Below are 26111 nucleotides of genomic sequence, written 5' to 3' on the forward strand. Positions count from 1 at the left end.
GGGTTGTGCACCTCGACACCGGCGGGCGGGGCGATGTCAGCGGCGGTCACGAGGCCCGGGCCCTGCTTGCGCAGGTACATCACGACGGGCTCGTCGTGCTCGCTGGAGACGACCAGCTGCTTGATGTTGAGGATGAGGTCGGTGACGTCTTCCTTGACGCCCGGCACGGTGGTGAACTCGTGCAGGACACCGTCGATGCGGATGGACGTGACGGCCGCACCCGGGATCGAGGAGAGAAGGGTCCGACGCAGCGAGTTGCCGAGGGTGTAACCGAAGCCCGGCTCCAGCGGCTCGATCACGAACCGGGAGCGGAATTCGTCGACGACCTCTTCGGTCAACGAGGGACGCTGAGCGATCAGCATGAAGTGTTTCCTTCAGTCAGGGACACCCACTATTTGATGTCCTTGCCACTGGGCGGCAGCCCAATGTTGTTACAGCTACAAGGGTACGGGCGGTACGGCTCCGAGGAGCCGCACCGCCCGAAAATCCCTGAGTCAAGCGACGTGCGTCAGACGCGGCGGCGCTTGGGGGGACGGCAGCCGTTGTGCGGCGTCGGCGTGACGTCCTGGATCGAACCGACCTCGAGGCCGGTCGCCTGCAGCGAACGGATGGCGGTCTCGCGACCGGAACCCGGACCCTTGACGAAGACGTCAACCTTGCGCATGCCGTGCTCCTGGGCGCGACGCGCGGCCGACTCGGCGGCCATCTGCGCGGCGAACGGAGTCGACTTGCGCGAGCCCTTGAAGCCGACGTGGCCGGCGGAGGCCCAGCTGATCACGTTGCCCGTGGGGTCCGTGATCGAGACGATGGTGTTGTTGAACGTGCTCTTGATGTGGGCGTGCCCGTGAGCGACGTTCTTCTTTTCCTTGCGGCGCACCTTCTTGGCAGCGCCCTGACGACCCTTGGGGGGCATCTATTAACTCCTACGCGAGGTGGTCGGTCCTGCAGCGACAGCTGTCGATCGACCGCTGAGGACTACTTCTTGCCCGGCTTCTTCTTACCGGCGATGGCGCGACGCGGGCCCTTACGGGTGCGGGCGTTGGTGCTGGTGCGCTGACCGCGGACGGGCAGGCCACGACGGTGACGGATACCCGCGTAGCAGCCGATCTCGACCTTGCGGCGGATGTCGGCCTGGATCTCGCGGCGGAGGTCACCCTCGGTCTGGATGTTGGCGTCCACGTACTCGCGGATCTTGATCATGTCCTCTTCGGACAGATCACGAACACGGGTGTTGCGGTCCACACCGGTGGCGTCCAGCGTCTGCTGGGACAGCGTGCGGCCAATGCCGAACACGTACGTGAGGGCGACCTCAACACGCTTTTCGCGCGGGAGGTCAACACCTTCAAGGCGTGCCATTCAAGGCTCCTGTTGATTTTCGGAGGTCTTCAGCAGGACCGGTCCCAGGTGCCGTACGAGGTACATCCTGGGTCCCCGGCCTCCGACCGGGGGTGTCGCCCTCCATCACTGAAGAGGGACGGGTCCTGCACATGTGCTTTACGTGCGTCGCGCGAAAATCTGCGAACTGCAGTCGTGCGTCAGCCCTGGCGCTGCTTGTGGCGCGGGTTGTCGCAGATAACCATGACCCTGCCGTGACGGCGGATCACCCTGCACTTGTCGCAGATCTTCTTGACGCTCGGCTTGACCTTCATTGGGTGAGGTTCTCCGGGTCAGTGCCATCACCCCACGCGAATGGGGTGCGGGCAAGATCTACTTGTACCGGTAGACGATCCGGCCACGGGTCAGGTCGTACGGAGACAGCTCCACCACGACCCGGTCGTCAGGGAGGATGCGGATGTAGTGCATGCGCATCTTGCCGCTGATGTGTGCCAGGACCTGGTGGCCGTTCTGGAGCTCAACCTTGAACATGGCGTTCGGAAGAGACTCAACGACAGTGCCCTCGATCTCGATGGCACCTTGCTTCTTGGCCACGCTTTGCCCTTCGAATCGACTACCTTGATCGACTTCGTACGCCGTATGCAGACACACGGATGCACGAGAGCCGACGAGTCAGTCTACGTCAGGCCACCCGGAAAGACGAATCGAGGAAGAATGCCCCATCGGGGTGATCCTTAAGCAGACGGAGGTCGTGCCGTTCACGCTGTGGGCAGGCGTTCCGCAGGGCGGAACGGGTGGGCACAGCCTGCCGCTGCCGAGTCATCGCTCCAGCAGCGCCCGCCCTGGCGCAGGCGGGGCGGGTCAGCCCAGCGGGGCAGGGGCAAGTGACCCAGGACTCGTCCGACGGCGTCGGCTCAGCCCAACGGATCCGGCGCGACCGTAACCCCGTACTCCGCCAGCTTCGCCCGCCCGCAGTCAGGAGCCGTGAGAACAAGCGGCCCTTCCTCCGTCAGCGCGATCGTGTGCTCCCAGTGCGAGGACCACGTGCCGTCCGTCGTGATGACCGTCCAGTCATCCTCCAGGACCTTCGTGCGGGGCGTGCCCAGGGAGACCATGGGCTCGATGGCCAGGCAGAGGCCGGGGACCAGCTTGGGGCCCTTGCCGCGGCGCCGCTCGACGTAGTTCAGGACGTGCGGGTCCATGTGCATCTCGGTGCCGATGCCGTGGCCGCCGTAGTCCTCGACGATGCCGTACTTGCCGCCGCCGGGCTTCGGCTGGCGGCGGATGTACGTCTCGATGGCGCGCGAGATGTCGGCGAGCCGGTTGCCCTGCTTCATGGCGGCGAGCCCCGCCCACATGGACTCCTCGGTCACCCGGGAGAGCTCGATCAGCTCCGGGGCGTGACCGGTGCCCACGAACGCCGTGTAGGCGGCGTCGCCGTGCCAGCCCTCGATGATCGCGCCCGCGTCGATCGAGATGATGTCGCCGTCCTTCAGGACGGTCTTGTCGTCCGGGATGCCGTGTACGACGACCTCGTTGACCGAGGTGCAGATCGTCGCCGGAAAGCCGCCGTACCCGAGGAAGTTGGACTTCGCGCCGTGCTCGGCGATCACCTTGCGGGCGACGTCGTCCAGGTCCTTCGTGGTGGCACCCGGCACCGCCGCCTCACGCGTCGCGGCGTGGATGGCGGCGACGACAAGGCCCGCCTCACGCATCTTCGCGATCTGCTCGGGGGTCTTGATCTGCACCATGGGGCTTCCGCTCTCCGTCATCCGTCCAACAACACGCCTACGTACACAACACTACGGCCGCGGTCCCCCGAGGGGCACCGCGGCCGAGACAGCGTACTGACTACTTGTCGCCCTTGAGCGCATCCATCGCGCGCTTGGTGACCTCGTCCACCTTGCCGAGCGCGGAGATCGTGACCACCAGGCCCTGGGCCTTGTAGTGGTCGATGATCGGCTCGGTCTCACGGTGGTACACGTCGAGACGCTTGCGCACGGTCTCTTCCTGGTCGTCACCGCGCTGGTAGAGCTCGCCGCCGCAGACGTCGCAGACGCCCTCGGTCTTCGGCTTGCTGTACGTCACGTGGAAAACGTGGCTGGAATCGTTCCGGCAGATGCGGCGGCCGGCGATGCGCTTGACGACCTCGTCCTCGGGGACCTCCAGGTCGAGCACCGCGTCGAGCTTCTGGCCGTCCGTCTTGAGCGACTCGTCCAGCGCCTCGGCCTGCGACACGTTCCGCGGGAAGCCGTCGAGCAGGAAGCCCTTCTCGGCGTCCGGCTGCGTCATGCGGTCGTGGGCCATGCCGATGGTGACTTCGTCGGGTACGAGGTTGCCGGCGTCCATGAACGCCTTCGCCTGCTTGCCCAGCTCCGTGCCCTGGCTGATGTTGGCGCGGAAGAGGTCCCCCGTGGAGATGTGCGGGATCGACAAGTTCTTGGCGAGGAACGCGGCCTGCGTTCCCTTGCCCGCACCGGGCGGCCCGACGAGGACGATTCGCATCAGCGGAGGAACCCTTCGTAATTGCGCTGCTGGAGCTGGCTCTCGATCTGCTTCACGGTCTCCAGACCCACACCCACGATGATCAGGATGCTTGTCCCGCCGAACGGGAAGTTCTGGTTCGCGCCGAAGCCCACCAACGCCATCGTCGGTACGAGAGCGATCAGACCCAGATACAGCGAGCCCGGCCACGTGATCCGGTTGAGTACGTAGCTCAAGTACTCAGCGGTCGGACGGCCAGCCCGGATGCCCGGGATGAAGCCACCATACTTCTTCATGTTGTCCGCGACTTCCTCGGGGTTGAACGAGATAGCCACGTAGAAGAAGGCGAAGAACACGATCAACAAGAAGTACGTCGCGATGTAAATCGGGTGGTCGCCCTTGGTCAGGTTCGCCTCGATCCACTGCTTCCACCCGGAGTTGCCACCCGCGAACTGGGCGACGAGAGCGGGGATATAGAGCAGCGAAGAGGCGAAGATCACAGGGATGATGCCCGCCTGATTGACCTTCAGCGGAATGTACGTCGAAGTACCGCCGTAAGACCGGCGGCCGATCATGCGCTTCGCGTACTGGACCGGAATGCGGCGCTGAGCCTGCTCCACGAAGACGACCAGACCGACCATGACGAGGCCGACCGCGATGACGGTGCCGAACTCGATCCAGCCGTCCGCCAGGGAGCCCTGCTTCTTGATGGCCCACAGGGCGCTCGGGAAGGTCGCGGCGATCGAGATGAACATCAGGATCGACATGCCGTTGCCGATGCCGCGGTCGGTGATGAGCTCACCGAGCCACATGACGCAGGCCGTGCCCGCGGTCATCGTGATGACCATGGTGATGGTCACGAAGATGGACTGGTCCGGCACGATCTCGGTGGCGACGGGACAGCCGGAGAAGAGCGAGCCCGTGCGCGCGGTGGCCACCAGGCCGGTGCCCTGGAGGATCGCGAGCGCCACGGTCAGATAACGCGTGTACTGCGTGATCTTCGCCGTGCCGGCCTGGCCCTCCTTCTTCAGGGCCTCGAGCCGCGGGATCACCACGGTCAGCAGCTGCAGGATGATGCTCGCCGTGATGTACGGCATGATGCCGAGCGCGAAGATCGTGATCTGCAGCAGCGCCCCGCCACTCATCATGTTCACCAGACCGAACAACCCCTGGTTGGAGTTGGCCTGGTCCACACAGACCTGGACGTTCTTGTAGCTGACACCGGGGATCGGGATATGCGTACCGAGCCGGTAGATCACGATGATGCCGAGAGTGAAGAGCAGCTTCTTGCGCAGGTCGGGCGTCTTGAACGCCCGGGCGAACGCGGTGAGCACGGTGCCTCCTGCGACCCCCGCGCGCGTGCGCAAGAGGTAGTGGTCTTGAGGATCGACGAATACGTATCAGTCAGAAAAACCGCACGGGCAGACCGCACGGAGCTTAGACAGTGCACGCCACCTTACCGGCGACCGTGCCCCCCTTGGAACGACCAACCGGGGATGCCCCATATGTGGGGCATCCCCGGCTGGGAATCGCTCAAGTCATCGAGTGGCCTGAAGAAATCAGACGAGCTCGGTGACCGTACCGCCGGCGGCGGTGATCTTCTCCTTGGCGGAGCCGGAGACGGCGTCAACCGTCACCTGCAGCGCCACGGTGACCTCACCCTGGCCGAGGACCTTGACGAGGCTGTTCTTGCGAACCGCACCCTTGGCCACGAGGGCCTCGACGGTGACCTCGCCACCCTCGGGGAACAGCGCGCTCAGCTTGTCGAGGTTCACGACCTGGAACTCGGTCTTGAACGGGTTCTTGAAGCCCTTGAGCTTCGGGAGGCGCATGTGGAGGGGCATCTGCCCGCCCTCGAAGCGCTCCGGAACCTGGTAACGGGCCTTGGTGCCCTTGGTACCACGGCCTGCGGTCTTACCCTTGGACGCCTCACCACGACCCACACGGGTCTTGGCGGTCTTGGCGCCCGGGGCGGGCCGGAGGTTGTGGACCTTCAGCGGGTTCTGCTCCGCCATGTCAGTCGACCTCCTCAACCGTCACGAGGTGGCGGACGGTGTGAACCATTCCGCGGAACTCGGGGCGGTCCTCCTTGACGACCTGCGTGTTGATGCCCTTGAGACCAAGGGAGCGCAGGGTGTCGCGGTGGTTCTGCTTGCTGCCGATGTACGACTTCGTCTGCGTGACCTTGAGGCGAGCCATTACGCACCCGCCCCGGCACGTGCACGCAGCAGAGCCGCGGGGGCCACGTCCTCGAGGGGCAGACCACGGCGAGCCGCGATCTCCTCGGGACGCTGCAGGCCCTTGAGGGCCGCCACGGTCGCGTGAACGATGTTGATCGCGTTCGACGAGCCGAGCGACTTCGACAGGATGTCGTGAACGCCGGCGCACTCGAGCACAGCACGCACCGGGCCACCGGCGATAACGCCGGTACCGGGGGAAGCAGGCTTGAGCAGGACGACGCCTGCGGCCTTCTCGCCCGTGATCGGGTGTGGGATGGTGCCCTGGATACGCGGGACCTTGAAGAAGTTCTTCTTGGCCTCTTCAACGCCCTTGGCGATGGCCGCGGGAACTTCCTTGGCCTTGCCGTATCCGACACCTACGGTGCCGTCACCGTCGCCCACCACGACCAGCGCGGTGAAGCTGAAGCGGCGACCACCCTTGACAACCTTGGCGACACGGTTGATCGCGACAACGCGCTCAACGTATGCGGTCTTTTCGGCGGCAGCGCCACCGTCGCGACCCTTCCGGTCCCGCCGCTCGCCGCCACCGGCACCGCTTCCGCGGCGCTGGGGTCCAGCCATTGGAATTACCTCTCTCTGTTACGTCCGCTAGCTCCGGAACCGGGGCTTAGAACTTCAGCCCGGCTTCGCGGGCGGCGTCCGCCAGAGCGGCAATGCGCCCGGCGTACTTGTTGCCACCGCGGTCGAACACGACGGCCTCGACACCCGCGGCCTTGGCACGCTCGGCAACGAGCGCGCCGACCTGCTTGGCCTGCGCGGACTTGTCGGCCTCGCCACCGCGGATCGTCGCGTCCAGGGTCGACGCCGACGCAAGGGTGTGACCCTTGAGGTCGTCGATGACCTGAGCAACGATGTTGCGGTTCGAGCGAGTCACGACGAGGCGCGGACGCTCCGCCGTACCCGACACGTGCTTGCGGATGCGGATGTGGCGGCGGGCCTTGGCGGCACGCTTGTAAGCGTCGCCCTTGGCGATCTTCACACCGTATGCCATGGCTTACTTACCTGCCTTTCCGACCTTGCGCCGGATGACTTCGCCCTCGTACTTGACGCCCTTGGCCTTGTACGGGTCGGGCTTGCGCAGCTTGCGGATGTTGGCCGCAACCTCGCCGACCTTCTGCTTGTCGATGCCCTCGACCGAAAGCTTGGTCGCGGACTCCACCTTGAAGGTGATGCCCTCGGGGGCCTCGACCAGGATCGGGTGGCTGTAACCCAGCGAGAACTCCAGGTTGGAGCCCTTCGCGAGGACGCGGTAACCGACACCGCTGATTTCGAGCTTCTTCACGTAACCCGTGGTCACGCCGGTGATCATGTTCGCCACCAGCGTGCGGGACAGGCCGTGCAGGGCCTTGTTCTGACGCTCGTCGTTCGGGCGGGTGACGTTCAGAACGCCGTCCTCACCCTTAGCGATGTCGATCGGCGCGACGACGGTGTGGGAAAGGGAGCCCTTGGGACCCTTAACCGAGACCGTCCGGCCGTCGATGGTGACGTCCACGCCGGCGGGAACCGTGATGGGGAGCTTGCCAATACGCGACATTAGCTATTCCTCCGTTCCCGACTACCAGACGTAGGCGAGGACTTCCCCACCTACGCCCTTCTTGCCTGCCTGCTGGCCGGTGAGCAGACCGTGGGACGTGGAGATGATCGCCACGCCCAGGCCGCCGAGCACCTTCGGCAGGTTGGTGGACTTCGCGTAAACCCGGAGACCGGGCTTGGAGATCCGCTTGATGCCCGCAATGGAGCGCTCACGGTTCGGGCCGAACTTCAGCTCGAGAACGAGGTTCTTGCCAACCTCGGCGTCCTCGACCTTCCAGCCCGTGATGAAGCCCTCCTGCTGGAGGATCTCCGCGATGTGAGACTTGATCTTGCTGTGCGGCATCGCCACGGTGTCGTGGTACGCCGAGTTCGCGTTACGCAGACGAGTCAGCATGTCCGCGATCGGATCAGTCATGGTCATGAATTGGCCTTCGGCCTCTCTCGCCGGGGTTTCCTATCTGCGCCATCCCTCTCCCCACTCAGAGGCAGGACGGGTGCGGCGCGGGGACCTACGGCGTAGTAAGTCGGTCAGGGCGGCAGGCGCCCAACCCTCCTAGCCTAAGCCATGGAGAGGTGGGCCACCTACCGACCAGATACTTACCGAGAGCCTCCAGTAATTCCCAAGTCCCTAGGGACAGAGGGGAATTACCAGGAGCTCTTGGTCACGCCCGGCAGCTCGCCACGGTGAGCCATCTCACGAAGGCAGACGCGGCACAGGCCGAACTTGCGGTACACGGAGTGCGGGCGGCCACAGCGCTGGCAGCGGGTGTAGCCACGCACACCGAACTTGGGCTTACGAGCAGCCTTGGCAATAAGTGCCTTCTTCGCCATCTCGCTTACGCCTCCTTGAACGGGAAGCCGAGGTGACGGAGAAGGGCACGGCCCTCAGCGTCGTTGGTCGCCGTGGTGACCACGGTGATGTCCATACCCCGGACGCGGTCGATCTTGTCCTGGTCGATCTCGTGGAACATGACCTGCTCCGTGAGACCGAAGGTGTAGTTGCCACGGCCGTCGAACTGCTTGGGGGACAGACCACGGAAGTCGCGGATGCGCGGAAGCGCGAGCGACAGGGTGCGGTCCAGGAACTCCCACATGCGGTCGCCACGGAGCGTGACGTGGCAGCCGATCGGCTGACCCTCGCGCAGCTTGAACTGCGCGATGGACTTCCGGGCCTTCGTGATGGCCGGCTTCTGACCCGTGATGGTGGTCAGGTCACGGACGGCACCGTCCATGAGCTTCGAGTCACGGGCGGCGTCGCCGACACCCATGTTGACCACGATCTTGACGAGGCCGGGCGTCTGCATGACGTTCTCGTACGAGAACTCTTCCTGCAGCTTCGCCGCGATCTCCTCGCGGTACTTCGTCTTCAGACGCGGAGTGGTGGTGGTCGTCATCAGATGTCCTCACCCGTCCGCTTGGCAACGCGGATCTTGTTGCCGTCTTCGTCGAAGCGGAAACCGACACGCGTGACGACCTTGTTGCCGTCCTTCTCCACGACGAGCTGAACGTTGCTCACGTGGACAGGGGCCTCGGTGGTCACGATGCCGCCGGCCTGCGAACCGCTGGCGGTCGGGCCGGCCTTCGTGTGCTTCTTGACCCGGTTGACACCCTCGACCAGGACGCGCTCGTCGCGCGGGTAAGCGGCAATGACCTTGCCCTGCTTGCCCTTGTCCTTACCGGTGATGACCTGAACCAGGTCGCCCTTCTTGATCTTCATGCTTACAGCACCTCCGGCGCGAGCGAGATGATCTTCATGAACTTCTTCTCGCGCAGCTCACGGCCGACGGGGCCGAAGATACGGGTGCCGCGAGGGTCGCCGTCGTTCTTCAGAATGACGGCGGCGTTCTCGTCGAAGCGGATGTACGAGCCGTCGGGACGGCGGCGCTCCTTGACGGTGCGAACGATGACCGCCTTGACGACGTCACCCTTCTTCACGTTGCCACCGGGGATCGCGTCCTTGACGGTGGCGACAATGACGTCACCGATACCCGCGTAGCGGCGACCCGAGCCACCGAGAACACGGATGGTGAGAATTTCCTTCGCACCCGTGTTGTCGGCGATCCGAAGTCGCGACTCCTGCTGGATCACGTCTATCTCCTGTTTGTCTGCCGGTTCCCCCGGGGCAGTTCAGCGAACTGCCCCGGGAGCCTGGCGGAACGAACTCCGAGGGATACCCCTCAGAGATTTACTTGGCCTTCTCGAGGATCTCGACGATGCGCCAGCGCTTGGTCGCCGACAGCGGACGCGTCTCCATCAGGAGGACGCGGTCGCCGACGCCGGCAGCGTTCTGCTCGTCGTGCGCCTTGAGCTTGTTCGTACGGCGGATGACCTTGCCGTACAGCGCGTGCTTCACACGGTCCTCGACGGCGACGACGACGGTCTTGTCCATCTTGTCGCTGACGACCAGGCCCTCACGGGTCTTGCGGAATCCGCGGTCAGTGTTGGTCTCAGTCACGTTGCTCTCGCTCATCAGGCGCTCTCCACCGTTTCGATGCCCAGCTCGCGCTCACGCATCAGGGTGTAGATCCGCGCGATGTCCTTACGGACGGCCTTGAGCCGACCGTGGTTCTCGAGCTGACCGGTCGCCGCCTGGAAGCGGAGGTTGAACAGCTCTTCCTTGGCTTCGCGGAGCTTGTTGAGAAGCTCCTCGTCACCCAGTTCGCGCAGCTCGGACGCCTTGGTACCGGCCGACATCACGACTCACCTGCCTCGCGCCGAACAATCCGGCACTTCATCGGAAGCTTGTGAGCAGCGCGGGTAAGCGCCTCACGCGCAGTCTTCTCATTCGGGTAGGACAGCTCGAACATCACCCGTCCGGGCTTGACGTTCGCGACCCACCACTCGGGGGAACCCTTACCGGAACCCATGCGGGTCTCGGCGGGCTTCTTCGTCAGCGGACGGTCCGGGTAGATGTTGATCCAGACCTTGCCGCCACGCTTGATGTGGCGGGTCATCGCGATACGAGCCGCCTCGATCTGGCGGTTGGTCACGTACGCCGGAGTGAGGGCCTGAATCCCGTACTCGCCGAACGCAACCTGCGTACCACCCTTTGACATACCGCTGCGCTTGGGGTGGTGCTGCTTGCGGTGCTTGACCCTACGAGGGATCAGCATGTCGGTCAGGCCTCCGTTCCGGTGCTCTCAGCCGGAGCGGCAGCTGCGGCGGGAGCGTCGGCCTTGGGGGCCTCGGCAGCCGGCGCGGACTGCTGCTGCGGCTTGCGGCCGCGGCCGCCACGCTCGCCACCACGGCCACCACGGGCCGGGCGGTCGTTGCCGCCACCACGGGCCGGGCGGTTACCCGCACGGGCCGCGGCGTTCTCGGCGCGGACCTCGGCGATGTTCTTGACGTCGCCCTTGTAGATCCAGACCTTCACGCCGATACGGCCGAAGGTCGTCTTGGCCTCGAAGAAGCCGTAGTCGACGTTCGCACGGAGCGTGTGCAGCGGCACACGACCCTCGCGGTAGAACTCCGACCGGGACATCTCGGCGCCGCCGAGACGGCCACCACACTGGATCTTGATGCCCTTGGCGCCGGCCTTCATCGTCGACTGCATGCTCTTACGCATGGCGCGACGGAAGGAGACGCGGGAGGACAGCTGCTCTGCAACGGCCTGCGCGACCAGCTGAGCGTCGACCTCGGGGTTCTTGACCTCGAGGATGTTCAGCTGGACCTGCTTGCCCGTGAGCTTCTCGAGGTCGCCGCGGATGCGGTCGGCCTCGGCGCCACGGCGGCCGATGACGATGCCGGGACGCGCGGTGTGGATGTCCACCCGCACGCGGTCACGGGTGCGCTCGATCTCAACCTTCGAGATGCCGGCGCGCTCCATGCCGGACGTCATCATCCGACGGATGGCGACGTCTTCCTTGACGTAGTCCTTGTACAGCTTGTCGGCGTACCAACGCGACTTGAAGTCGGTGGTGATGCCGAGCCGGAACCCGTGCGGGTTTACCTTCTGGCCCATTACCGGGTTCCTTCCTTGCTGCTGACGACCACGGTGATGTGGCTGGTCCGCTTACGGATCCGGTAGGCACGGCCCTGAGCACGCGGACGGAACCGCTTCAGGGTCGGGCCCTCATCCACGTACGCCTCGCTGATGACCAGCGAAGAGGCGTCACTGTGGTCGTAGTTGTGTGCAGCGTTGGCGATGGCGCTGTCAAGCACCTTGCCAACCGGCACGCTCGCGGCCTGCGGGGCGAAACGCAGGACCGCCTGAGCCTCCGTGGCATCCATGCCACGGATGAGGTCCACCACTCGGCGGGCCTTCATGGGCGTGACGCGGATGTACCGCGCCTGGGCCCTGGCTTCCATGGTTGTCCCTTCGGTGTAAGTCATAGTCGTTCCACCCCGCGCTAGCGGCGCTTCGACTTCCGGTCGTCCTTGACGTGGCCGCGGAAGGTGCGAGTCGGCGAGAACTCGCCGAGCTTGTGGCCGACCATCGCCTCGGTGACGAACACCGGGATGTGGGTCTTGCCGTTGTGCACCGCGATCGTGTGGCCCAGCATGGCCGGGACGATCATCGAGCGACGGGACCAGGTCTTGATGACGTTCTTGGAACCTGCTTCGTTCTGGACATCCACCTTCTTGATGAGGTGTCCGTCGACGAAGGGCCCCTTCTTGAGACTGCGCGGCATCTAAACCCGCTCCTAGCGCTTCTTGTTCGTCTTGCGGCGGCGGACGATGTACTTGCTGCTCGCCTTCTTCGGCGAACGAGTACGACCCTCCTTCTGACCCCAGGGCGAGACCGGGTGGCGACCACCGGAGGTCTTGCCCTCACCACCACCGTGCGGGTGGTCGACCGGGTTCATCGCCACACCGCGAACGGTCGGGCGAACGCCCAGCCAGCGCTTACGGCCGGCCTTGCCCCAGTTGATGTTCGACTGCTCGGCGTTGCCGACCTCGCCGATCGTGGCGCGGCAGCGGGCGTCGACCAGGCGGATCTCACCCGACGGCATACGAAGGTGGGCCATAGTGCCCTCCTTCGCCAGCAGCTGCACGGAGGCACCCGCGGAGCGGGCGAACTTCGCGCCGCCGCCGGGCCGCAGCTCGATGGCGTGGATGGTCGTACCGACCGGGATGTTGCGGAGGGCCAGGTTGTTGCCCGGCTTGATGTCCGCGCCCGGTCCGTTCTCGACCCGGTCACCCTGCGACAGGTTGCGGGGGGCCAGGATGTAGCGCTTCTCGCCGTCCGCGTAGTGCAGGAGCGCGATGCGCGCGGTGCGGTTCGGGTCGTACTCGATGTGCGCGACCTTCGCCGGCACGCCGTCCTTGTCGTGGCGACGGAAGTCGATCACTCGGTAGGCGCGCTTGTGTCCGCCACCCTGGTGGCGAACGGTCACACGACCGGCGTTGTTACGGCCGCCCTTGCTGTGCAGCGGGCGGACCAGCGACTTCTCCGGCGTGGACCGCGTTACCTCGACGAAGTCGGCGACGGAGGAGCCACGGCGGCCCGGCGTCGTCGGCTTGTACTTGCGGATTCCCATTTCTCAGTCCTCGTCCGATATTCGGACCAGGGCGCTCCGTTAGGAGGCCTGGCCGAAGATGTCGATACGGTCGCCCTCAGCAAGGGTCACGATCGCGCGCTTGGTGTCAGCGCGCTTACCGAACCCCGTGCGGGTGCGCTTGCGCTTGCCCTGGCGGTTGATCGTGTTGACCCCAGTGACCTTGACCGAGAAGACCGACTCGACGGCCTGCTTGATCTGGGTCTTGTTGGCGCCGGGCGCGACGACGAAGGTGTACTTGCCCTCATCGAGAAGCGCGTAGCTCTTCTCAGAGACGACCGGCTTGACGAGGACGTCACGGGGGTCCGTGAAGCTCTTGCTCAGCGGCGTCTCAACGGTGTTCTTGCCCTCGGTGGCGTGGCGCTTCGCCTTGGCGAGGCGCGCGGCCTTGGCGGCCTTGGCCGCCTTGGGGGCGATGCTCGGGTGACGCGTAGCCATCAGGCTTCGCTCCCTTCGGTCTCATCGGCCTTGGGGCCAGACACGAAGGACTCGAAGGCGGCCTTGGTGAAGACCACGTCGTCCGAGACGAGCACGTCGTACGTGTTCAGCTGGCCCGGCTCCAGGATGTGCACCTGGGGCAGGTTGCGGGCGGAGAGCAGCGAAGTCTCGTCCGCGCGGTCGATGACCAGGAGCACGTTCTTGCGCTCGCTGACCTTGCCGAGCAGCGTCTTCGCGGCCTTCGTGGAGATGTCGCCCTCGACCACGTTGGTGACAACGTGGATACGAGCGTTGCGGGCCCGGTCGGTGAGGGCGTGGCGCAGGGCCGCGGCCTTCATCTTCTTCGGGGTCCGCTGCGAGTAGTCACGCGGCTGCGGGCCGTGGACGACGCCACCGCCGGCGAACTGCGGCGCACGGGTCGAACCCTGGCGGGCGCGGCCGGTGCCCTTCTGGCGGTACGGCTTGCGACCACCACCGCGGACTTCACCGCGGCGCTTGGTCTTGTGCGTGCCCTGACGGGCAGCGGCCAGCTGGGCGACGACGACCTGGTGGAGAAGCGGGATGCTGATCTTCTCTACGTCGAAAATCTCCGAGGGGAGCTCGACGGTCCCGGCCTTGTCGCCTGCCGGCGAAAGGATGTCAATGGTGCTCATCGGTTCCTCAAGCCCCCTTGGCCGCGGTACGGACCAGGACGAGGCCGCCGTTCGGACCGGGAACTGCGCCCTTGATGAGGAGCAGGCCCTTCTCCGCGTCAACGGCGTGAACGGTCAGGTTCTGGGTGGTGACCCGCTCGTTGCCCATACGCCCCGCCATGCGGAGGCCCTTGAACACACGGCCCGGGGTGGCACAGCCACCGATGGAACCGGGAGAGCGGTGCTTGCGCTGGGTGCCGTGACCGGCGCCGAGTCCCTTGAAGTTGTGACGCTTCATGACACCGGCGAAACCCTTGCCCTTGCTCTTGCCCGTGACGTCAACCTTGACGCCGGACTCGAACACCTCGGCAGTCACCTCCTGGCCCAGCGTGTACTCGCTGGCGTCAGGGGTGCGGATCTCCACCAGGTGGCGGCGGGGAGTTACGTCGGCCTTGGCGAAGTGACCCTTGAGGGGCTTGTTCACCTTGCGAGGGTCGATCTCGCCGAAGGCGATCTGGACCGACTCGTAGCCGTCGGAGTCATTCGTACGGACCTGGGTAACGACGCAGGGCCCGGCCTTGACGACGGTGACCGGGACGACACGGTTGTTCTCGTCCCAGACCTGGGTCATGCCGAGCTTCTCGCCCAGGACGCCCTTGATCTGCTTAGTCATCTGTCCGCGCCTCTCAGAGCTTGATCTCGATGTCGACGCCGGCCGGAAGGTCCAGGCGCATCAACGAGTCAACGGTCTTGGGCGTCGGGTCGAGGATGTCGATCAAGCGCTTGTGCGTGCGCATCTCGAAGTGCTCGCGCGAGTCCTTGTACTTGTGCGGCGACTTGATGACGCAGTACACGTTCTTCTCAGTGGGCAGCGGCACCGGGCCTGCGACCGACGCACCAGTGCGAGTCACCGTCTCGACGATCTTCTTCGCCGAAGAGTCGATGACCTCGTGGTCGTAGGCCTTGAGCCGGATGCGGATCTTCTGTCCCGCCATGGCTACTTGGTAGTCCTTTGTCTCGAACGCTCTGGCTCCCGGGAGGCCCTTTTTTCTACTTCCTCCGACCCACGCGGTCGGGTGTGTCGCAGTCCCGCCCACACGAATTTCCCGAAGGATTTCCCTGCTAGGGGCTGCGGCCCAGATGACCGCGGGTCCGGGGGAAGAAACCCACCGGGTGCCTGGTTAAGTCTCCGCACCACACTTCCCAGAAGATTCCCGTACGTCCGCTCCAGCGCTGCCTGCGGGCTTTTTACGACCGCTTGACAGATGGGGCGACGAGTACTGTGGGACTCGCTTCCGGTCCTCCCGGCGGGAGGCGCGCAGCATCGGCACTCAACCGAGCAACCCCGACAGTCTGCCACACGGGGCACGGGCCTGGCCAATCGAAGCCTGGGATCGTACCCGGCGGACGCCAGAGATCAAACCCGGGGTGGGCCGGGAGAGGCCAGGCGATCACACGGCGTCACGCTCGGGGCGCGGACGGTTGTGGGTCGAGCTGAGCCTCACGCGACCGGAACCCGTCTCCTCGTGCTCCGGTGCCACGGGCACCTTTCCCCAAGGACCGTGAGAGGGAAAAGGACCCCACCAAACCCCACCCCTCCCGCCCGCAGGCACATCCGCGGGCGCCCCCCGCCCGGAGGCCGTCGGCAACGACAGGGCACCGCTCACTCACGCGGGTGAACATCACCAGCTCAGCTGGATTTCCGATCCCCCAACTGCCCTACTCTCAGCCCCAGTAGGCCAAACAACAGCAGACATGCGACGGCCCCCGCCGGGACTGGCATCCCAAGGCGAGGGCCTGACCACCGAGGAAGCGAGACCTTCCCGATGGACACCCACGAGGAAGAAGAGACCTTCCCGATGGACACCCAAAACCCTAGCGCGCCCCCGCACGCCCAGTCCGCCGTTGGCGGCAGTCAATCCCACGCACGAGCGACCCGGCGCCCCCGCAGCGGCCAGGACGCGCGGCGGCGCCCCTCCGGTGGCATCTCCCACGACAGCACCCGCCACACCACCCGCTTCACGGTGATCGGCAATCACCTCACCCAGCACCCGGAGCTCTCCCTCCTGGCGATCGGCATCGGCTGCCACATCCAGTCGCTGCCCGCGGGGGCCCGCGCCGACATCAAGACGCTCGCCGCCCGCTTCCCGGAGGGAACGACCCGGATCGCCGCCGCCCTGCGCGAGCTGGAGGCCCACGGTTACCTACGCCGCGTACGCGAGCGCACAGCCGTCGGCCGCATCGTCACCCGTACGACCTTCTGCAATCAGCCGCACGCCGCCCGGCAGCACGCGCACTCCCCCGCCCCGGCGCAGACCCCACCGCCCGAGCCCAGCGAGCCCCCGGCCCCGCGCCCACCCCGCAAACAGCCCCGCCCCCTCCCCGCGGTACCGCACCCGGCCTACCCGGCCCCGCCCCTCCTCCAGCAGGCCACCGACCTCCTCGCTGACCTGCGCCACCACGACCCCCGCCTCTTCCTCTCGGCCCGCGACACCGCCCACCTGGCCCCGGGCATCGCCGCCTGGCTGGAACGCGACGTGGCCCCCACCGCCGTACGCCACGCCCTCACCCACGACCTGCCACCCGAGGGCCCCCGCCACCCGGCCGCCCTTCTCGCGCACCGTCTGACAGCGCTTCTCCCACCCCCGTTCGACGGTCCGCCACCACCCACCCGGCATCCGCTCCAGAACTGCGACACCTGCGACCGAGCCTTCCGCGCCCCCGCTCCGGGCCACCGCCGCGACTGCCGACCCAGCTCCATGGAGGCCCCCTAGCATGAACGTGACGACCCTTGCCCCTGGGCACAGACGAGGAGCGCACGCCATGACTACCGCCCCGCACAGCGCACGACAGGGCAGCTCCCAGTACCAGGCGATGCGCGATGCCGTCGTACAGATGGGAGACGCCCTTCCGGGCAAATTCGAGATCACCCAGGAAGGGATCGTCCACGACATGATGTCGCCTGTCGGGCCTCACGAGTTGACGGCACTGCGCGTCCGGAAGCGCCTGGAGAAGGTGATGCCGGAAGAACTGGTGGCTCATACGGGGACGCCTGACGTGGAGGACGAGCCCGGGGGAATCCTGCGACACCCAGACATCATGGTGATCGCCGAGGCGGACATGGACGTCCAGGATTCCTTCGATCCCCGTACGCTCATCGCCGCGATCGAAGTCGTCTCCCTTTCCAACCCGGACAACGACTGGGTGAGCAAGACACGGGACTACCCCCTCCTCGGTATCCCCGTCTACGCGATCTTCGACCCGCGCACCAGCACGGGCGCCGTCTTCACCGACATCCACTCCACCCCGCGAGGCCCCCGCTACGCCACCCGCAAGGACTTCGTCTACGGCGAGGACGTCACCGTCGCCGAGTGGACGATCTCGACCGAGGACCTGCCCCGCTACCAATGAGCAGATCCGCACACGCGAAAGGGCCCGTACGACCGAAGTCGTACGGGCCCTCCCGTTACTGCGTGTACTGCTGTGCTCTCAGTTCAGAGCAACCGGGTCTCCCCGATCAACGCGCAAGCGAAAAGCTTACTTGTTGATCTTGGTGACCTGGCCGGCGCCGACGGTCCGGCCACCCTCACGGATGGCGAACTTCAGGCCCTCTTCCATCGCGACGGGCTGGATGAGCTCAACGGTCATCTCAGTGTTGTCGCCCGGCATGACCATCTCGGTGCCCTCGGGGAGGGTCACGACGCCGGTCACGTCCGTGGTGCGGAAGTAGAACTGCGGACGGTAGTTGTTGAAGAAGGGGGTGTGACGGCCACCCTCGTCCTTCGACAGGATGTAGGCCTGGGCCTCGAACTCGGTGTGCGGCGTGACCGAACCGGGCTTGATGATGACCTGGCCGCGCTCGACGTCCTCGCGCTTGATGCCACGGAGGAGCAGACCGACGTTCTCACCGGCCTGGCCCTCGTCGAGCAGCTTGCGGAACATCTCGATACCGGTGACCGTGGTGGTGGTCTTCTCGGTCTTGATGCCGATGATGTCGACGGTCTCGTTGACCTTGAGGATGCCGCGCTCGATACGACCGGTGACGACGGTGCCACGACCGGTGATCGTGAAAACGTCCTCGATCGGCATCAGGAACGGCTTGTCGACGTCACGCTCGGGCTCCGGGATGGACTCGTCGACAGCCTTCATCAGGTTGAGGACGGACTCACCCCACTCCTTGTCGCCCTCGAGCGCCTTGAGCGCCGAGACCTTGACGACCGGCAGGTCGTCGCCCGGGAACTCGTACTCGGAGAGGAGCTCACGGACCTCGAGCTCGACGAGCTCCAGGATCTCCTCGTCGTCCACCATGTCGGCCTTGTTCAGGGCGACGACGATGTACGGAACGCCGACCTGGCGGGCCAGAAGCACGTGCTCCTTGGTCTGCGGCATCGGGCCGTCGGTGGCGGCGACCACGAGGATCGCGCCGTCCATCTGCGCGGCACCCGTGATCATGTTCTTGATGTAGTCAGCGTGACCCGGGCAGTCGACGTGCGCGTAGTGACGCGTCTCCGTCTGGTACTCGACGTGCGCGATCGAGATCGTGATACCGCGCTGGCGCTCTTCGGGAGCCTTGTCGATCTGGTCGAAGGCCGAGGCCTCGTTCAGGTCCGGGTACGCGTCGTGCAGCACCTTGGTAATGGCGGCCGTGAGGGTCGTCTTACCGTGGTCAATGTGACCGATGGTGCCGATGTTGACGTGCGGCTTAGTCCGCTCGAACTTTGCCTTCGCCACTGAATCCTCCTGCGGAGTGGTTCTGTACGCCTTGCTTCATCGGCGCCAGGTGATCTTTGCTGGGATGCCGGGGTCCGAGGCATTCCGTCCGTAGAACGGCCGGAATGCCTCAGGACTTCCGGTGACAAGCCTAAAGCGTGAACTCGGGGGAGTTACTCGCCCTTGGCCTTCGCGATGATCTCCTCGGCGACGTTCCGCGGAACCTCGGCGTAGGAGTCGAACTGCATCGAGTAGCTTGCGCGACCCGAGGTCTTGCTGCGGAGGTCTCCGACGTAGCCGAACATCTCCGAGAGGGGCACGAGGCCCTTCACGACACGGGCGCCACTGCGCTCCTCCATGGCCTGGATCTGGCCACGGCGGGAGTTGATGTCGCCGATGACGTCGCCCATGTAGTCCTCGGGCGTGGTGACCTCAACGGCCATCATCGGCTCGAGCAGCACGGGGCTGGCCTTGCGCGCGGCCTCCTTGAACGCCTGCGAACCGGCGATCTTGAAGGCGAGCTCGGAGGAGTCGACCTCGTGGTAGGCACCGTCGAGAAGCGTGACGCGGACGCCCGTCATCTCGTAACCGGCCAGGATGCCGAACTGCATGGCTTCCTGAGCGCCGGCGTCCACCGACGGGATGTACTCCCGCGGGATACGGCCACCGGTGACCTTGTTGACGAACTCGTACGAGGTCTCGCCACTGTCGATCGGCTCGATCGCGATCTGCACCTTGGCGAACTGACCCGTACCACCGGTCTGCTTCTTGTGGGTGAAGTCCACGCGCTCGACGGCCTTGCGGATCGTCTCGCGGTAAGCGACCTGCGGCTTGCCGACGTTCGCCTCGACGCGGAACTCGCGCTTCATGCGGTCGACGAGCACCTCGAGGTGAAGCTCGCCCATACCACCGATGATGGTCTGGCCGGTCTCCTCGTCCGAGTGCACGCGGAAGGAGGGGTCCTCCTCCGAGAGACGCTGGATGGCTACACCCAGCTTCTCCTGGTCACCCTTGGACTTGGGCTCGATGGCGACCTCGATGACCGGCGCCGGGAAGTCCATGGACTCCAGGATGACCGGCTTCTTGTCGTCACTCAGCGTCTCACCGGTGGTGGTCTGCTTCAGGCCCATGACGGCGACGATGTCACCGGCGCCCACCGACTGGATCTCCTCACGCTTGTTCGCGTGCATGCGGTAGATCTTGCCGATGCGCTCCTTCTTGCCCTTGACCGAGTTCAGCACCGCGGTGCCGGCCTCGAGGCGACCGGAGTAGATCCGGACGAAGGTGAGCTTGCCGAGGTGCGGGTCGCTCGCAATCTTGAACGCGAGAGCCGAAAGCGGCTCGTCGTCCGAAGGCTTGCGCTTGACGATGACCTCGGGGTCCTTGACGTCGTGGCCTTCGATGGCCTCGACGTCCAGGGGCGACGGGAGGTAACGCACGACCGCGTCGAGCAGGGGCTGGACGCCCTTGTTCTTGAACGCGGTGCCGCAGAACACGGGGGTGACAGTGGTGTCGCCGCCCTTGCCGGAGGCGATGGTGACGCGGCGAATGGCCTCGTACAGCTGCTCCTCGGTGGGCTCCTGGCCCTCGAGGTACAGCTCCATCATCTGCTCGTCGTTCTCGGCGACGGCCTCGAGGAGCTTGCCGCGCCACTCTTCAGCGGCCTCGGCGTGCGTCGCCGGGATGTCGACGATGTCGTACGCCTCGCCCATGGCGGTCTCGGCGGACCAGACGAAGGCCTTCATCGTGACGAGGTCGACGACACCCTTGAAGTCAGCTTCTGCGCCGATGGGCAGCTGCATGACGATCGGGGTCGCACCGAGGCGGTCGATGATCATGTCGACGCAGCGGTGGAACTCGGCACCCGTACGGTCGAGCTTGTTGACGAAGCAGATGCGCGGGACGCCGTAGCGGTCCGCCTGACGCCAGACAGTCTCGGACTGGGGCTCGACACCGGCAACGCCGTCGAACACCGTCACGGCACCGTCGAGCACACGGAGCGAACGCTCTACCTCGACCGTGAAGTCGACGTGGCCCGGGGTGTCGATGATGTTGATCGTGTGGTCGACGTCGTTCAGCGGCCAGTGACAGGTGGTGGCAGCAGAGGTGATCGTGATGCCACGCTCCTGCTCCTGCTCCATCCAGTCCATCGTGGCGGCGCCGTCGTGGACCTCGCCGATCTTGTACGAGACGCCGGTGTAGAAGAGGATCCGCTCGGTGGTGGTCGTCTTGCCCGCGTCGATGTGGGCCATGATGCCGATGTTGCGCACCTTGGCCAGGTCAAGTGAAGTGGTAGCCATATCGGCTCAGTCTTCTCTCGGTCTCGATGTGGGTAGCGACTACCAGCGGTAGTGCGCGAAGGCCTTGTTGGACTCGGCCATCTTGTGGGTGTCCTCACGCTTCTTCACAGCGGCACCAAGGCCGTTGGAGGCGTCGAGGAGCTCGTTGAGCAGACGCTCGGTCATCGTCTTCTCGCGACGGGCGCGGGAGTAACCGACCAGCCAGCGCAGGGCCAGCGTGTTGGCACGACCGGGCTTGACCTCGATCGGAACCTGGTAGGTCGCACCGCCGACGCGGCGGGACTTGACCTCGAGGGTCGGCTTGATGTTCTCGAGCGCGCGCTTGAGCGTGATGACCGGGTCGTTACCGGTCTTCTCGCGCAGGCCCTCCATGGCGCCGTACACGATGCGCTCGGCGGTGGAGCGCTTGCCGTTCATCAGCACCTTGTTGATGAGGGAGGTCACCAGAGGAGAACCGTAGACCGGGTCGATGATGACCGGGCGCTTCGGGGCGGGGCCCTTACGAGGCATTCTTACTTCTCCTTCTTGGCGCCGTAGCGGCTGCGGGCCTGCTTGCGGTTCTTGACGCCCTGGGTGTCAAGGGAGCCGCGGATGATCTTGTAGCGAACACCCGGCAGGTCCTTCACACGGCCACCACGCACGAGCACGATGGAGTGCTCCTGCAGGTTGTGTCCCTCACCCGGAATGTAAGCGGTGACTTCGATCCCGCTGGTCAGACGCACACGCGCGACCTTACGCAGGGCCGAGTTCGGCTTCTTCGGGGTGGTCGTGAACACACGCGTGCAGACGCCGCGGCGCTGGGGCGAACCCTCAAGTGCAGGCGTCTTGTTCTTCTCGACCTTGTCCTGCCGGCCCTTCCGGACCAGCTGCTGGATCGTAGGCACTACTTCTCCGGTTTCTGTGTGCCGAATGGTAAAGCTAACCTGGAACGTCGCCGACCCACGCGGTCGGGTGTGTCGAATCCTGCAGACTCCCGCCGCAAGGCGGAAAGAGGCGCAGATTACGGTGGCCGTTCTCGGACTCACGCAGCGGCTGAAGACACGCGCACGAGCCCAGGCACACCCCAGGCACAAGGTCTGAGCGTACCTACCTCATCGAGTTCGGTCAAAACAAATGCGGTGGGGGGCGACACGCCGGGCTTTTCAGCGCCGGCGCGACCGGACTCGGCCACCGGGGCCGATTGTCGCCCGTTCGCTCCACGGACACCTCAAGTACGTTGACTGGTTGCGAGATCAGCGGCATCGGCGCACGTGAACACGGGGGCAGCGGGATGGCCGGGGGGCAAGCGCACACGAGGGACGACGACGGCCTGGACGACCGGGTGCCTTTCCTCGCGCGGCTGGAGAGGGACGACCGCACGGCCCTGCTCGCCATCGGCCGACCCCTGAGTTATCCGGCCCGCAGCGTCATCATGCGCCAGGACGAGCCGTCCACTCACCTCCTGCTGCTCCTGCGAGGCTGGACCAAGGTCACAGCCACCGCGGCCAACGGGTACGAGGCGCTCCTCGCCCTGCGCGGCCCCGGCGACATCATCGGCGAGGGTGCCGCACTCAGCGGACGCGGCCGCTCGGCCACCGTGACGGCCCTGGAGCAGGTCGAAGCGACCGCCATCGAGGAGCGCCGCTTCACCCGGTTCCTCACAGGCAGTCCGCAGGTGGCGCTCAAGCTCCTCGGCCTGGCCACCGACCGGCAACGCTCGACCGACCGCCGCCGACTGGAGTGGGCGGCGCTCTCGGTGCGCGAGCGGCTCGCCGTCCTGCTGCTGGACCTCGTCCGCACGCACGGGACGCGGACCGAGGAGGGCATCGAGCTGACCGTCCCGCTCAGCCAGCAGGAGTTCGCGGGCTCGGTCGGGTCTTCGCGTGAGGCGGTCGCCCGGCTCTTGAAGGAGTTGCGCGACCGGCAGGTCGTCGTGACGAGCCGCCGCCGCATCGTCGTCGTACGGCCTGACATTCTGCGTCGCATGACCGGTGGCGGAACGTGACCTGGCCGTAACATGTTGTCACTCTATGCACACGGTCACACTTCGTACGCGTCATCCGCCCTCTGCCGTCTCCTTCCGACCCGCCATCGTGCTGGTCAACGGACCGAATCGGCGAGAGGCAGACATGACCGCCACTGTGAACCGCACGATCCTGCTGTTCGACATCGAGCAGTTCGGCAAGCGCGACGACGTAGAGCAAGCCTTCCTGCGACGTCTGCTGTACGACGTCGCCGACCAGACCCTCACGGCCGCGGGCATCGACGAGACCGCCCGGCTGCGCGCGGACCGCGGCGATTCCGTCATGGAACTCATCGACGCCAACATCCCGGTGTCCGTGCTGCTGAAAAGCCTGCTGGCCGAGACCCCCGCACTGCTGCGCAACAAGAACCGCGTGGCCTCGAACAGCGCCCAGATGCGTCTGCGCATCGTCCTGTCCACGGGCCACGTCGCCGTGGACGAACTCAACGGCTGGGTCGGCTCGGATCTCAATCACGCCTGCCGACTGCTGGACGCGGCCCCCCTGCGTGAGGCGCTGCGCCGGCGCCAGGAGGACAGCGTGCTGTGCGTGTCCGACGGCGTGTATCAGGGGGTGGTACGGCACGGGCCCCTGGGCGTGCGCCCGGAGCAGTTCCGGCGGATCACGGTGGAGGCGAAGGAGGGGCCGACGATCGCGTGGGTGCACGGCGAGACAGACAGCGCCGCGCCGTCTGCCGCGTACGAGTACACGGCGCCACAGGAGCCCGCGCCGGGAGCGCAGCACAACACCACTCACGTCGGACGCGACCAGTACGGCGGCAACACCCACGTCCAGGGCGACGTCCACTACCGCTTCGGCACAGGGGACAGCCGATGAGCCAGGACGAGGCGGAAGGCACGGCCACGGCCGACGCGACCACCGAGGGTGGCGACCAGAAGCAGGAAGAGACACCCGACGCGCAGGAACAGCGCCAGAAGGCCTGGGCCGCCCGGCGGGACCTGATCGAGCACGCCCCTTCCTTCGTCTCCAGCCTGGTCAAGCGGGACCAGTACGGAGTCAGCGGCGGCCACGTGCAGGGCAACGTGATCTACCAGTTCGGTGGCCCCTCCGACACTCTCAGCGGCCCGGCGTCCGGGCCCATCCCCCGGGCCGAGATCGAGGCGCTTGCGGCCGTCTTCCAGCGCTGCCCCAGCTTCGACGAGGCGCTCGCCCGGCTGCGTACCGAACGCGTCGTGGTCCTGTCCGGGGGCCACGCGACGGGCCGCCGCTCCGCCGCGATGATGCTGCTGCTTCAGCTCGGCGTCGAGCGGATGCGTGACCTGGAACCGGGCACCTCCCCCGCGGCGTTGCGCGAACATCTGGACGGCGCCGCCGGATACGTCCTGTGCAATCTGGCGACCAGCAGGAGCCGCCCCCTGCGAGAGCTGCATCTGCGGAGCATGCGCGAGCAGTTGGAGCGCGCCGGCGGTCATCTGGTGATCACCATCGAACCGTCGGCGGCGCTCGGCGACGTACCGTCCGTGCGCTGGGAACCCCCGCCGGTGCAGGACATGCTGTGCGCCCATGTCACCCAGTCCGTGGGAGCGGCGGCGTGGGCGGACCTGTGTCGACTGGCGCCGGTGCGGGAGTTCCTCGAACGGGAGCATCGGCCGGATGAGATCGCCCGGTTCGCGCAGCGGCTCGTCGCCCTGCACCGCGGTGAGACCAGCGAACAGGAACTGGTCGCCCACGGACAGGCCGACGTCGCCGCCCAGGTCACCCAGTGGCTCACCGGCGAGAAACCCCCGCTGCTCGACAAAGCGTTCCTCATCTCGCTCGCCGTCTTCGACGGAGCCTCGTACGCGGTGACGGCCGAGCTCGGCGACCGGCTCTTCGCATTGCTGCAGAAGACCGAGGACCCCGACGAGCCACCCCGCATCCCCGTCTTCGGCAGCACACGGGCCGACCGCCTCCAACTGGCCCGCGCCGAGGGCCACATGGGCACAGAGGTCACCGAGTGGGGCGCGGTCGAGCAGTACGTCGTCGGCTTCCGGGACCGGGACATCGCGCGGCTCCTGCTCCACGAGGTGTGGAATCTCCACCCCTCCGCCCGCCCCGCCCTGGTCGCCTGGATCAAACAGCTCGCCGGTGACGGCCGCCCCCTCGTGCGTACTCGTGCCGCCGCGGCGGCTGCGCTCCTGGCAGCGGCGGATCTGCCGTCCTCGCTGGCCCTGCTCATCGAGCCCTGGGCCGACACGAAGAGCCACGGCGCCTGGCTGAACGCGGCGAACGCCCTCACCTTGGCCGTACTCCTGAAAGTGCCCACCGTCCCCCAGATCCTGCACGGCTGGTGCACCGGCGAGAACAAGAGCCGTCGCTGGACGGCCATTCGCGCGTACGGACTGCTGGGCCCTGTGCTCCACGAGGAGGCCCTCCAATCCTTGCTGGACGTCGCCGGTCAACAGCAATGGGACGAGGAGGAAGAGGCGGGCGAGCAGGAGGAGGCGTTGCAGCTCGCGGACGCCCTGGAGCTGCTGCTCCTCGCGGTGGAAGGGCCGGTCCTCGCCCGCCTCGCCGAACACATTCACGACGATCACACGGTCCGGGATCACGCTCTGCTCGCCTTTCTCCACGCCTGCGAGCAAATGGAAGAGGGCAGCGACCGCCCCCTGGTCCTCGGCTGGTACGCCCGAGCGGCGGCCGATGACACCCCTGAGGACCGGGAGCACCTGCTCACCTTCTGGCGCACCGCGCTCAACGACCGCGCCCACACCTCCGGGGCCCTGAGCGTGCTGCGCGACTGGGTGCGCATCGCCGACCGGGACCCGGCGTCAGAAGCAGCGCTCACCGCGCTGCTTCCCGCTCTCGCCACCGCACCCGCCGACCGCCAGCGCATCGGCCATCTGCTGCGCACGGCACGCGGCGCCGACGGCCGGATACCGGAGGCGAGCACACGACTGCTGGCGGCACTGCCCGCCGCCTGACCACTCGCCGAGGAGAC

37 protein-coding genes and 1 pseudogene are annotated in these 26111 nt (G+C 66.2%); 5 read left to right on the forward strand and 33 right to left on the reverse strand.

Going from position 1 to position 26111, the window contains the following annotated elements:
* The 29 genes and pseudogenes from AB0I94_RS20625 to rpsJ all read right to left on the reverse strand — a co-directional run.
* Positions 1-362, reverse strand: a pseudogene (locus tag AB0I94_RS20625) (DNA-directed RNA polymerase subunit alpha); the annotation flags it as partial.
* A gap of 146 nt (positions 363-508) precedes the next feature.
* Positions 509-913 (reverse strand): 30S ribosomal protein S11, encoded by a 405-nt coding sequence (gene rpsK / locus AB0I94_RS20630; RefSeq protein WP_003948617.1) that lies wholly within the window; start codon positions 911-913, stop codon positions 509-511.
* 62 nt (positions 914-975) lie between these two features.
* On the reverse strand, positions 976-1356 hold the full coding sequence (gene rpsM, locus AB0I94_RS20635; RefSeq protein WP_363311039.1) for a 30S ribosomal protein S13: 381 nt from the start codon (positions 1354-1356) through the stop codon (positions 976-978).
* A gap of 179 nt (positions 1357-1535) precedes the next feature.
* Positions 1536-1649: a 50S ribosomal protein L36 gene (gene rpmJ, locus AB0I94_RS20640; protein WP_003974245.1), complete on the reverse strand. Its 114-nt coding sequence runs from the start codon at positions 1647-1649 to the stop codon at positions 1536-1538.
* 58 nt (positions 1650-1707) lie between these two features.
* On the reverse strand, positions 1708-1929 hold the full coding sequence (infA, locus tag AB0I94_RS20645) for a translation initiation factor IF-1 (RefSeq protein ID WP_003948620.1): 222 nt from the start codon (positions 1927-1929) through the stop codon (positions 1708-1710).
* Between the two features lie 320 nt (positions 1930-2249).
* Positions 2250-3086 (reverse strand): type I methionyl aminopeptidase, encoded by an 837-nt coding sequence (gene map, locus AB0I94_RS20650; RefSeq protein WP_363311220.1) that lies wholly within the window; start codon positions 3084-3086, stop codon positions 2250-2252.
* A gap of 100 nt (positions 3087-3186) precedes the next feature.
* Positions 3187-3840 (reverse strand): adenylate kinase, encoded by a 654-nt coding sequence (locus AB0I94_RS20655; RefSeq protein WP_363311040.1) that lies wholly within the window; start codon positions 3838-3840, stop codon positions 3187-3189.
* Positions 3840-5153 (reverse strand): preprotein translocase subunit SecY, encoded by a 1314-nt coding sequence (gene secY / locus AB0I94_RS20660; protein ID WP_363311041.1) that lies wholly within the window; start codon positions 5151-5153, stop codon positions 3840-3842. Before secY ends, AB0I94_RS20655 begins: the two co-directional genes overlap by 1 nt.
* A gap of 225 nt (positions 5154-5378) precedes the next feature.
* Positions 5379-5834 carry a 50S ribosomal protein L15 gene (gene rplO, locus AB0I94_RS20665; RefSeq protein WP_098244248.1) on the reverse strand — a complete coding sequence of 152 codons (456 nt, stop codon included), beginning with the start codon at positions 5832-5834 and terminating at the stop codon, positions 5379-5381.
* A 1-nt stretch (position 5835) separates the two neighbouring features.
* On the reverse strand, positions 5836-6018 hold the full coding sequence (rpmD, locus tag AB0I94_RS20670) for a 50S ribosomal protein L30 (protein WP_055553514.1): 183 nt from the start codon (positions 6016-6018) through the stop codon (positions 5836-5838).
* Positions 6018-6620 carry a 30S ribosomal protein S5 gene (rpsE, locus tag AB0I94_RS20675; protein ID WP_160506669.1) on the reverse strand — a complete coding sequence of 201 codons (603 nt, stop codon included), beginning with the start codon at positions 6618-6620 and terminating at the stop codon, positions 6018-6020. Before rpsE ends, rpmD begins: the two co-directional genes overlap by 1 nt.
* Positions 6621-6666: 46 nt before the next feature.
* Positions 6667-7050, reverse strand: coding sequence for a 50S ribosomal protein L18 (gene rplR / locus AB0I94_RS20680; RefSeq protein WP_363212681.1), 384 nt, complete (start codon positions 7048-7050; stop codon positions 6667-6669).
* A gap of 3 nt (positions 7051-7053) precedes the next feature.
* Positions 7054-7593 carry a 50S ribosomal protein L6 gene (rplF, locus tag AB0I94_RS20685; protein WP_160506667.1) on the reverse strand — a complete coding sequence of 180 codons (540 nt, stop codon included), beginning with the start codon at positions 7591-7593 and terminating at the stop codon, positions 7054-7056.
* A 21-nt stretch (positions 7594-7614) separates the two neighbouring features.
* On the reverse strand, positions 7615-8013 hold the full coding sequence (gene rpsH / locus AB0I94_RS20690) for a 30S ribosomal protein S8 (RefSeq protein ID WP_018528360.1): 399 nt from the start codon (positions 8011-8013) through the stop codon (positions 7615-7617).
* Between the two features lie 224 nt (positions 8014-8237).
* On the reverse strand, positions 8238-8423 hold the full coding sequence (locus tag AB0I94_RS20695) for a type Z 30S ribosomal protein S14 (protein ID WP_003948630.1): 186 nt from the start codon (positions 8421-8423) through the stop codon (positions 8238-8240).
* 5 nt (positions 8424-8428) lie between these two features.
* Positions 8429-8986 carry a 50S ribosomal protein L5 gene (rplE, locus tag AB0I94_RS20700; protein WP_135332558.1) on the reverse strand — a complete coding sequence of 186 codons (558 nt, stop codon included), beginning with the start codon at positions 8984-8986 and terminating at the stop codon, positions 8429-8431.
* Positions 8986-9309: a 50S ribosomal protein L24 gene (gene rplX, locus AB0I94_RS20705; RefSeq protein ID WP_055553504.1), complete on the reverse strand. Its 324-nt coding sequence runs from the start codon at positions 9307-9309 to the stop codon at positions 8986-8988. The genes rplE and rplX overlap by 1 nt, the downstream gene beginning before the upstream one ends.
* A 2-nt stretch (positions 9310-9311) precedes the next feature.
* Entirely contained in the window at positions 9312-9680 is a 369-nt protein-coding gene (rplN, locus tag AB0I94_RS20710; protein ID WP_073768975.1) for a 50S ribosomal protein L14, read from the reverse strand.
* Positions 9681-9777: 97 nt separating this feature from the next.
* Positions 9778-10062, reverse strand: a complete 285-nt coding sequence (rpsQ, locus tag AB0I94_RS20715) for a 30S ribosomal protein S17 (RefSeq protein WP_360768521.1) — start codon at positions 10060-10062, stop codon at positions 9778-9780.
* Positions 10062-10286, reverse strand: a complete 225-nt coding sequence (rpmC, locus tag AB0I94_RS20720; RefSeq protein ID WP_005481220.1) for a 50S ribosomal protein L29 — start codon at positions 10284-10286, stop codon at positions 10062-10064. The genes rpsQ and rpmC overlap by 1 nt, the downstream gene beginning before the upstream one ends.
* Positions 10286-10705 (reverse strand): 50S ribosomal protein L16, encoded by a 420-nt coding sequence (gene rplP / locus AB0I94_RS20725; protein ID WP_135332557.1) that lies wholly within the window; start codon positions 10703-10705, stop codon positions 10286-10288. The genes rpmC and rplP overlap by 1 nt, the downstream gene beginning before the upstream one ends.
* A gap of 5 nt (positions 10706-10710) precedes the next feature.
* Positions 10711-11553, reverse strand: coding sequence for a 30S ribosomal protein S3 (rpsC, locus tag AB0I94_RS20730; RefSeq protein WP_160506663.1), 843 nt, complete (start codon positions 11551-11553; stop codon positions 10711-10713).
* On the reverse strand, positions 11553-11900 hold the full coding sequence (gene rplV, locus AB0I94_RS20735) for a 50S ribosomal protein L22 (RefSeq protein WP_016645177.1): 348 nt from the start codon (positions 11898-11900) through the stop codon (positions 11553-11555). Before rplV ends, rpsC begins: the two co-directional genes overlap by 1 nt.
* A gap of 41 nt (positions 11901-11941) precedes the next feature.
* Positions 11942-12223, reverse strand: a complete 282-nt coding sequence (gene rpsS / locus AB0I94_RS20740; protein ID WP_160506662.1) for a 30S ribosomal protein S19 — start codon at positions 12221-12223, stop codon at positions 11942-11944.
* Between the two features lie 12 nt (positions 12224-12235).
* Positions 12236-13072, reverse strand: coding sequence for a 50S ribosomal protein L2 (gene rplB / locus AB0I94_RS20745; protein ID WP_363311042.1), 837 nt, complete (start codon positions 13070-13072; stop codon positions 12236-12238).
* 39 nt (positions 13073-13111) lie between these two features.
* Positions 13112-13528, reverse strand: a complete 417-nt coding sequence (rplW, locus tag AB0I94_RS20750; protein ID WP_363311043.1) for a 50S ribosomal protein L23 — start codon at positions 13526-13528, stop codon at positions 13112-13114.
* Positions 13528-14181 carry a 50S ribosomal protein L4 gene (rplD, locus tag AB0I94_RS20755; protein WP_363311044.1) on the reverse strand — a complete coding sequence of 218 codons (654 nt, stop codon included), beginning with the start codon at positions 14179-14181 and terminating at the stop codon, positions 13528-13530. Before rplD ends, rplW begins: the two co-directional genes overlap by 1 nt.
* Positions 14182-14188: 7 nt before the next feature.
* Positions 14189-14833, reverse strand: coding sequence for a 50S ribosomal protein L3 (rplC, locus tag AB0I94_RS20760; RefSeq protein ID WP_361182338.1), 645 nt, complete (start codon positions 14831-14833; stop codon positions 14189-14191).
* A gap of 13 nt (positions 14834-14846) precedes the next feature.
* A complete protein-coding gene (gene rpsJ / locus AB0I94_RS20765; protein WP_003948644.1) occupies positions 14847-15155 on the reverse strand; it encodes a 30S ribosomal protein S10 in 309 nt (102 codons plus the stop codon).
* An 864-nt stretch (positions 15156-16019) separates the two neighbouring features.
* On the opposite strand from rpsJ, the gene AB0I94_RS20770 reads away from it, so the two are divergent.
* Both AB0I94_RS20770 and AB0I94_RS20775 read left to right on the forward strand, forming a co-directional pair.
* On the forward strand, positions 16020-16934 hold the full coding sequence (locus AB0I94_RS20770; RefSeq protein WP_363311221.1) for a helix-turn-helix domain-containing protein: 915 nt from the start codon (positions 16020-16022) through the stop codon (positions 16932-16934).
* Positions 16935-16983: 49 nt separating this feature from the next.
* Positions 16984-17571, forward strand: coding sequence for a Uma2 family endonuclease (locus AB0I94_RS20775; protein WP_363311045.1), 588 nt, complete (start codon positions 16984-16986; stop codon positions 17569-17571).
* A gap of 126 nt (positions 17572-17697) precedes the next feature.
* Here the strand turns inward: AB0I94_RS20775 and tuf are convergent, their stop codons facing one another.
* The 4 genes from tuf to rpsL all read right to left on the reverse strand — a co-directional run bounded on the left by tuf (position 17698) and on the right by rpsL (position 22054).
* Positions 17698-18891 carry an elongation factor Tu gene (gene tuf, locus AB0I94_RS20780; RefSeq protein WP_351170407.1) on the reverse strand — a complete coding sequence of 398 codons (1194 nt, stop codon included), beginning with the start codon at positions 18889-18891 and terminating at the stop codon, positions 17698-17700.
* Positions 18892-19043: 152 nt separating this feature from the next.
* On the reverse strand, positions 19044-21170 hold the full coding sequence (gene fusA / locus AB0I94_RS20785) for an elongation factor G (protein ID WP_363311046.1): 2127 nt from the start codon (positions 21168-21170) through the stop codon (positions 19044-19046).
* A gap of 39 nt (positions 21171-21209) precedes the next feature.
* Complete coding sequence (gene rpsG / locus AB0I94_RS20790; RefSeq protein WP_055597737.1) at positions 21210-21680, reverse strand: 30S ribosomal protein S7; 471 nt, start codon at positions 21678-21680, stop codon at positions 21210-21212.
* Positions 21681-21682: 2 nt separating this feature from the next.
* Positions 21683-22054 (reverse strand): 30S ribosomal protein S12, encoded by a 372-nt coding sequence (rpsL, locus tag AB0I94_RS20795; protein WP_003948652.1) that lies wholly within the window; start codon positions 22052-22054, stop codon positions 21683-21685.
* Between the two features lie 386 nt (positions 22055-22440).
* On the opposite strand from rpsL, the gene AB0I94_RS20800 reads away from it, so the two are divergent.
* From AB0I94_RS20800 to AB0I94_RS20810, 3 genes are all read left to right on the forward strand, one after another.
* Entirely contained in the window at positions 22441-23154 is a 714-nt protein-coding gene (locus AB0I94_RS20800) for a Crp/Fnr family transcriptional regulator (RefSeq protein ID WP_363311047.1), read from the forward strand.
* A 124-nt stretch (positions 23155-23278) separates the two neighbouring features.
* Complete coding sequence (locus AB0I94_RS20805; protein ID WP_363311048.1) at positions 23279-24007, forward strand: hypothetical protein; 729 nt, start codon at positions 23279-23281, stop codon at positions 24005-24007.
* Positions 24004-26094 (forward strand): hypothetical protein, encoded by a 2091-nt coding sequence (locus AB0I94_RS20810; RefSeq protein ID WP_363311049.1) that lies wholly within the window; start codon positions 24004-24006, stop codon positions 26092-26094. The genes AB0I94_RS20805 and AB0I94_RS20810 overlap by 4 nt, the downstream gene beginning before the upstream one ends.
* Positions 26095-26111: the final 17 nt, after the last annotated feature.

Source organism: Streptomyces sp. NPDC050147 (assembly GCF_040660195.1).
GTDB lineage: Bacteria > Actinomycetota > Actinomycetes > Streptomycetales > Streptomycetaceae > Streptomyces.

Excerpts from the sequence above, each read along its gene's own strand:
- rpsK (WP_003948617.1), bottom strand. The coding sequence starts at position 913 with ATGCCCCCCAAGGGTCGTCAGGGCGCTGCCAAGAAGGTGCGCCGCAAG.
- rpsM (WP_363311039.1), bottom strand. The coding sequence starts at position 1,356 with ATGGCACGCCTTGAAGGTGTTGACCTCCCGCGCGAAAAGCGTGTTGAG.
- rpmJ (WP_003974245.1), bottom strand. The coding sequence starts at position 1,649 with ATGAAGGTCAAGCCGAGCGTCAAGAAGATCTGCGACAAGTGCAGGGTG.
- map (WP_363311220.1), bottom strand. The coding sequence starts at position 3,086 with ATGGTGCAGATCAAGACCCCCGAGCAGATCGCGAAGATGCGTGAGGCG.
- AB0I94_RS20655 (WP_363311040.1), bottom strand. The coding sequence starts at position 3,840 with ATGCGAATCGTCCTCGTCGGGCCGCCCGGTGCGGGCAAGGGAACGCAG.
- rplO (WP_098244248.1), bottom strand. The coding sequence starts at position 5,834 with ATGGCGGAGCAGAACCCGCTGAAGGTCCACAACCTCCGGCCCGCCCCG.
- rpmD (WP_055553514.1), bottom strand. The coding sequence starts at position 6,018 with ATGGCTCGCCTCAAGGTCACGCAGACGAAGTCGTACATCGGCAGCAAG.
- rpsE (WP_160506669.1), bottom strand. The coding sequence starts at position 6,620 with ATGGCTGGACCCCAGCGCCGCGGAAGCGGTGCCGGTGGCGGCGAGCGG.
- rplR (WP_363212681.1), bottom strand. The coding sequence starts at position 7,050 with ATGGCATACGGTGTGAAGATCGCCAAGGGCGACGCTTACAAGCGTGCC.
- rplF (WP_160506667.1), bottom strand. The coding sequence starts at position 7,593 with ATGTCGCGTATTGGCAAGCTCCCCATCACGGTTCCCGCCGGCGTGGAC.
- rpsH (WP_018528360.1), bottom strand. The coding sequence starts at position 8,013 with ATGACCATGACTGATCCGATCGCGGACATGCTGACTCGTCTGCGTAAC.
- AB0I94_RS20695 (WP_003948630.1), bottom strand. The coding sequence starts at position 8,423 with ATGGCGAAGAAGGCACTTATTGCCAAGGCTGCTCGTAAGCCCAAGTTC.
- rplE (WP_135332558.1), bottom strand. The coding sequence starts at position 8,986 with ATGACGACCACCACCACTCCGCGTCTGAAGACGAAGTACCGCGAGGAG.
- rplX (WP_055553504.1), bottom strand. The coding sequence starts at position 9,309 with ATGAAGATCAAGAAGGGCGACCTGGTTCAGGTCATCACCGGTAAGGAC.
- rpsQ (WP_360768521.1), bottom strand. The coding sequence starts at position 10,062 with ATGAGCGAGAGCAACGTGACTGAGACCAACACTGACCGCGGATTCCGC.
- rpmC (WP_005481220.1), bottom strand. The coding sequence starts at position 10,286 with ATGTCGGCCGGTACCAAGGCGTCCGAGCTGCGCGAACTGGGTGACGAG.
- rplP (WP_135332557.1), bottom strand. The coding sequence starts at position 10,705 with ATGCTGATCCCTCGTAGGGTCAAGCACCGCAAGCAGCACCACCCCAAG.
- rpsC (WP_160506663.1), bottom strand. The coding sequence starts at position 11,553 with ATGGGCCAGAAGGTAAACCCGCACGGGTTCCGGCTCGGCATCACCACC.
- rplV (WP_016645177.1), bottom strand. The coding sequence starts at position 11,900 with ATGGAAGCCAGGGCCCAGGCGCGGTACATCCGCGTCACGCCCATGAAG.
- rpsS (WP_160506662.1), bottom strand. The coding sequence starts at position 12,223 with ATGCCGCGCAGTCTCAAGAAGGGGCCCTTCGTCGACGGACACCTCATC.
- rplB (WP_363311042.1), bottom strand. The coding sequence starts at position 13,072 with ATGGGAATCCGCAAGTACAAGCCGACGACGCCGGGCCGCCGTGGCTCC.
- rplW (WP_363311043.1), bottom strand. The coding sequence starts at position 13,528 with ATGGCTACGCGTCACCCGAGCATCGCCCCCAAGGCGGCCAAGGCCGCC.
- rplD (WP_363311044.1), bottom strand. The coding sequence starts at position 14,181 with ATGAGCACCATTGACATCCTTTCGCCGGCAGGCGACAAGGCCGGGACC.
- rplC (WP_361182338.1), bottom strand. The coding sequence starts at position 14,833 with ATGACTAAGCAGATCAAGGGCGTCCTGGGCGAGAAGCTCGGCATGACC.
- rpsJ (WP_003948644.1), bottom strand. The coding sequence starts at position 15,155 with ATGGCGGGACAGAAGATCCGCATCCGGCTCAAGGCCTACGACCACGAG.
- AB0I94_RS20770 (WP_363311221.1), top strand. The coding sequence starts at position 16,020 with ATGGACACCCAAAACCCTAGCGCGCCCCCGCACGCCCAGTCCGCCGTT.
- AB0I94_RS20775 (WP_363311045.1), top strand. The coding sequence starts at position 16,984 with ATGACTACCGCCCCGCACAGCGCACGACAGGGCAGCTCCCAGTACCAG.
- fusA (WP_363311046.1), bottom strand. The coding sequence starts at position 21,170 with ATGGCTACCACTTCACTTGACCTGGCCAAGGTGCGCAACATCGGCATC.
- rpsG (WP_055597737.1), bottom strand. The coding sequence starts at position 21,680 with ATGCCTCGTAAGGGCCCCGCCCCGAAGCGCCCGGTCATCATCGACCCG.
- AB0I94_RS20800 (WP_363311047.1), top strand. The coding sequence starts at position 22,441 with ATGGCCGGGGGGCAAGCGCACACGAGGGACGACGACGGCCTGGACGAC.
- AB0I94_RS20805 (WP_363311048.1), top strand. The coding sequence starts at position 23,279 with ATGACCGCCACTGTGAACCGCACGATCCTGCTGTTCGACATCGAGCAG.
- AB0I94_RS20810 (WP_363311049.1), top strand. The coding sequence starts at position 24,004 with ATGAGCCAGGACGAGGCGGAAGGCACGGCCACGGCCGACGCGACCACC.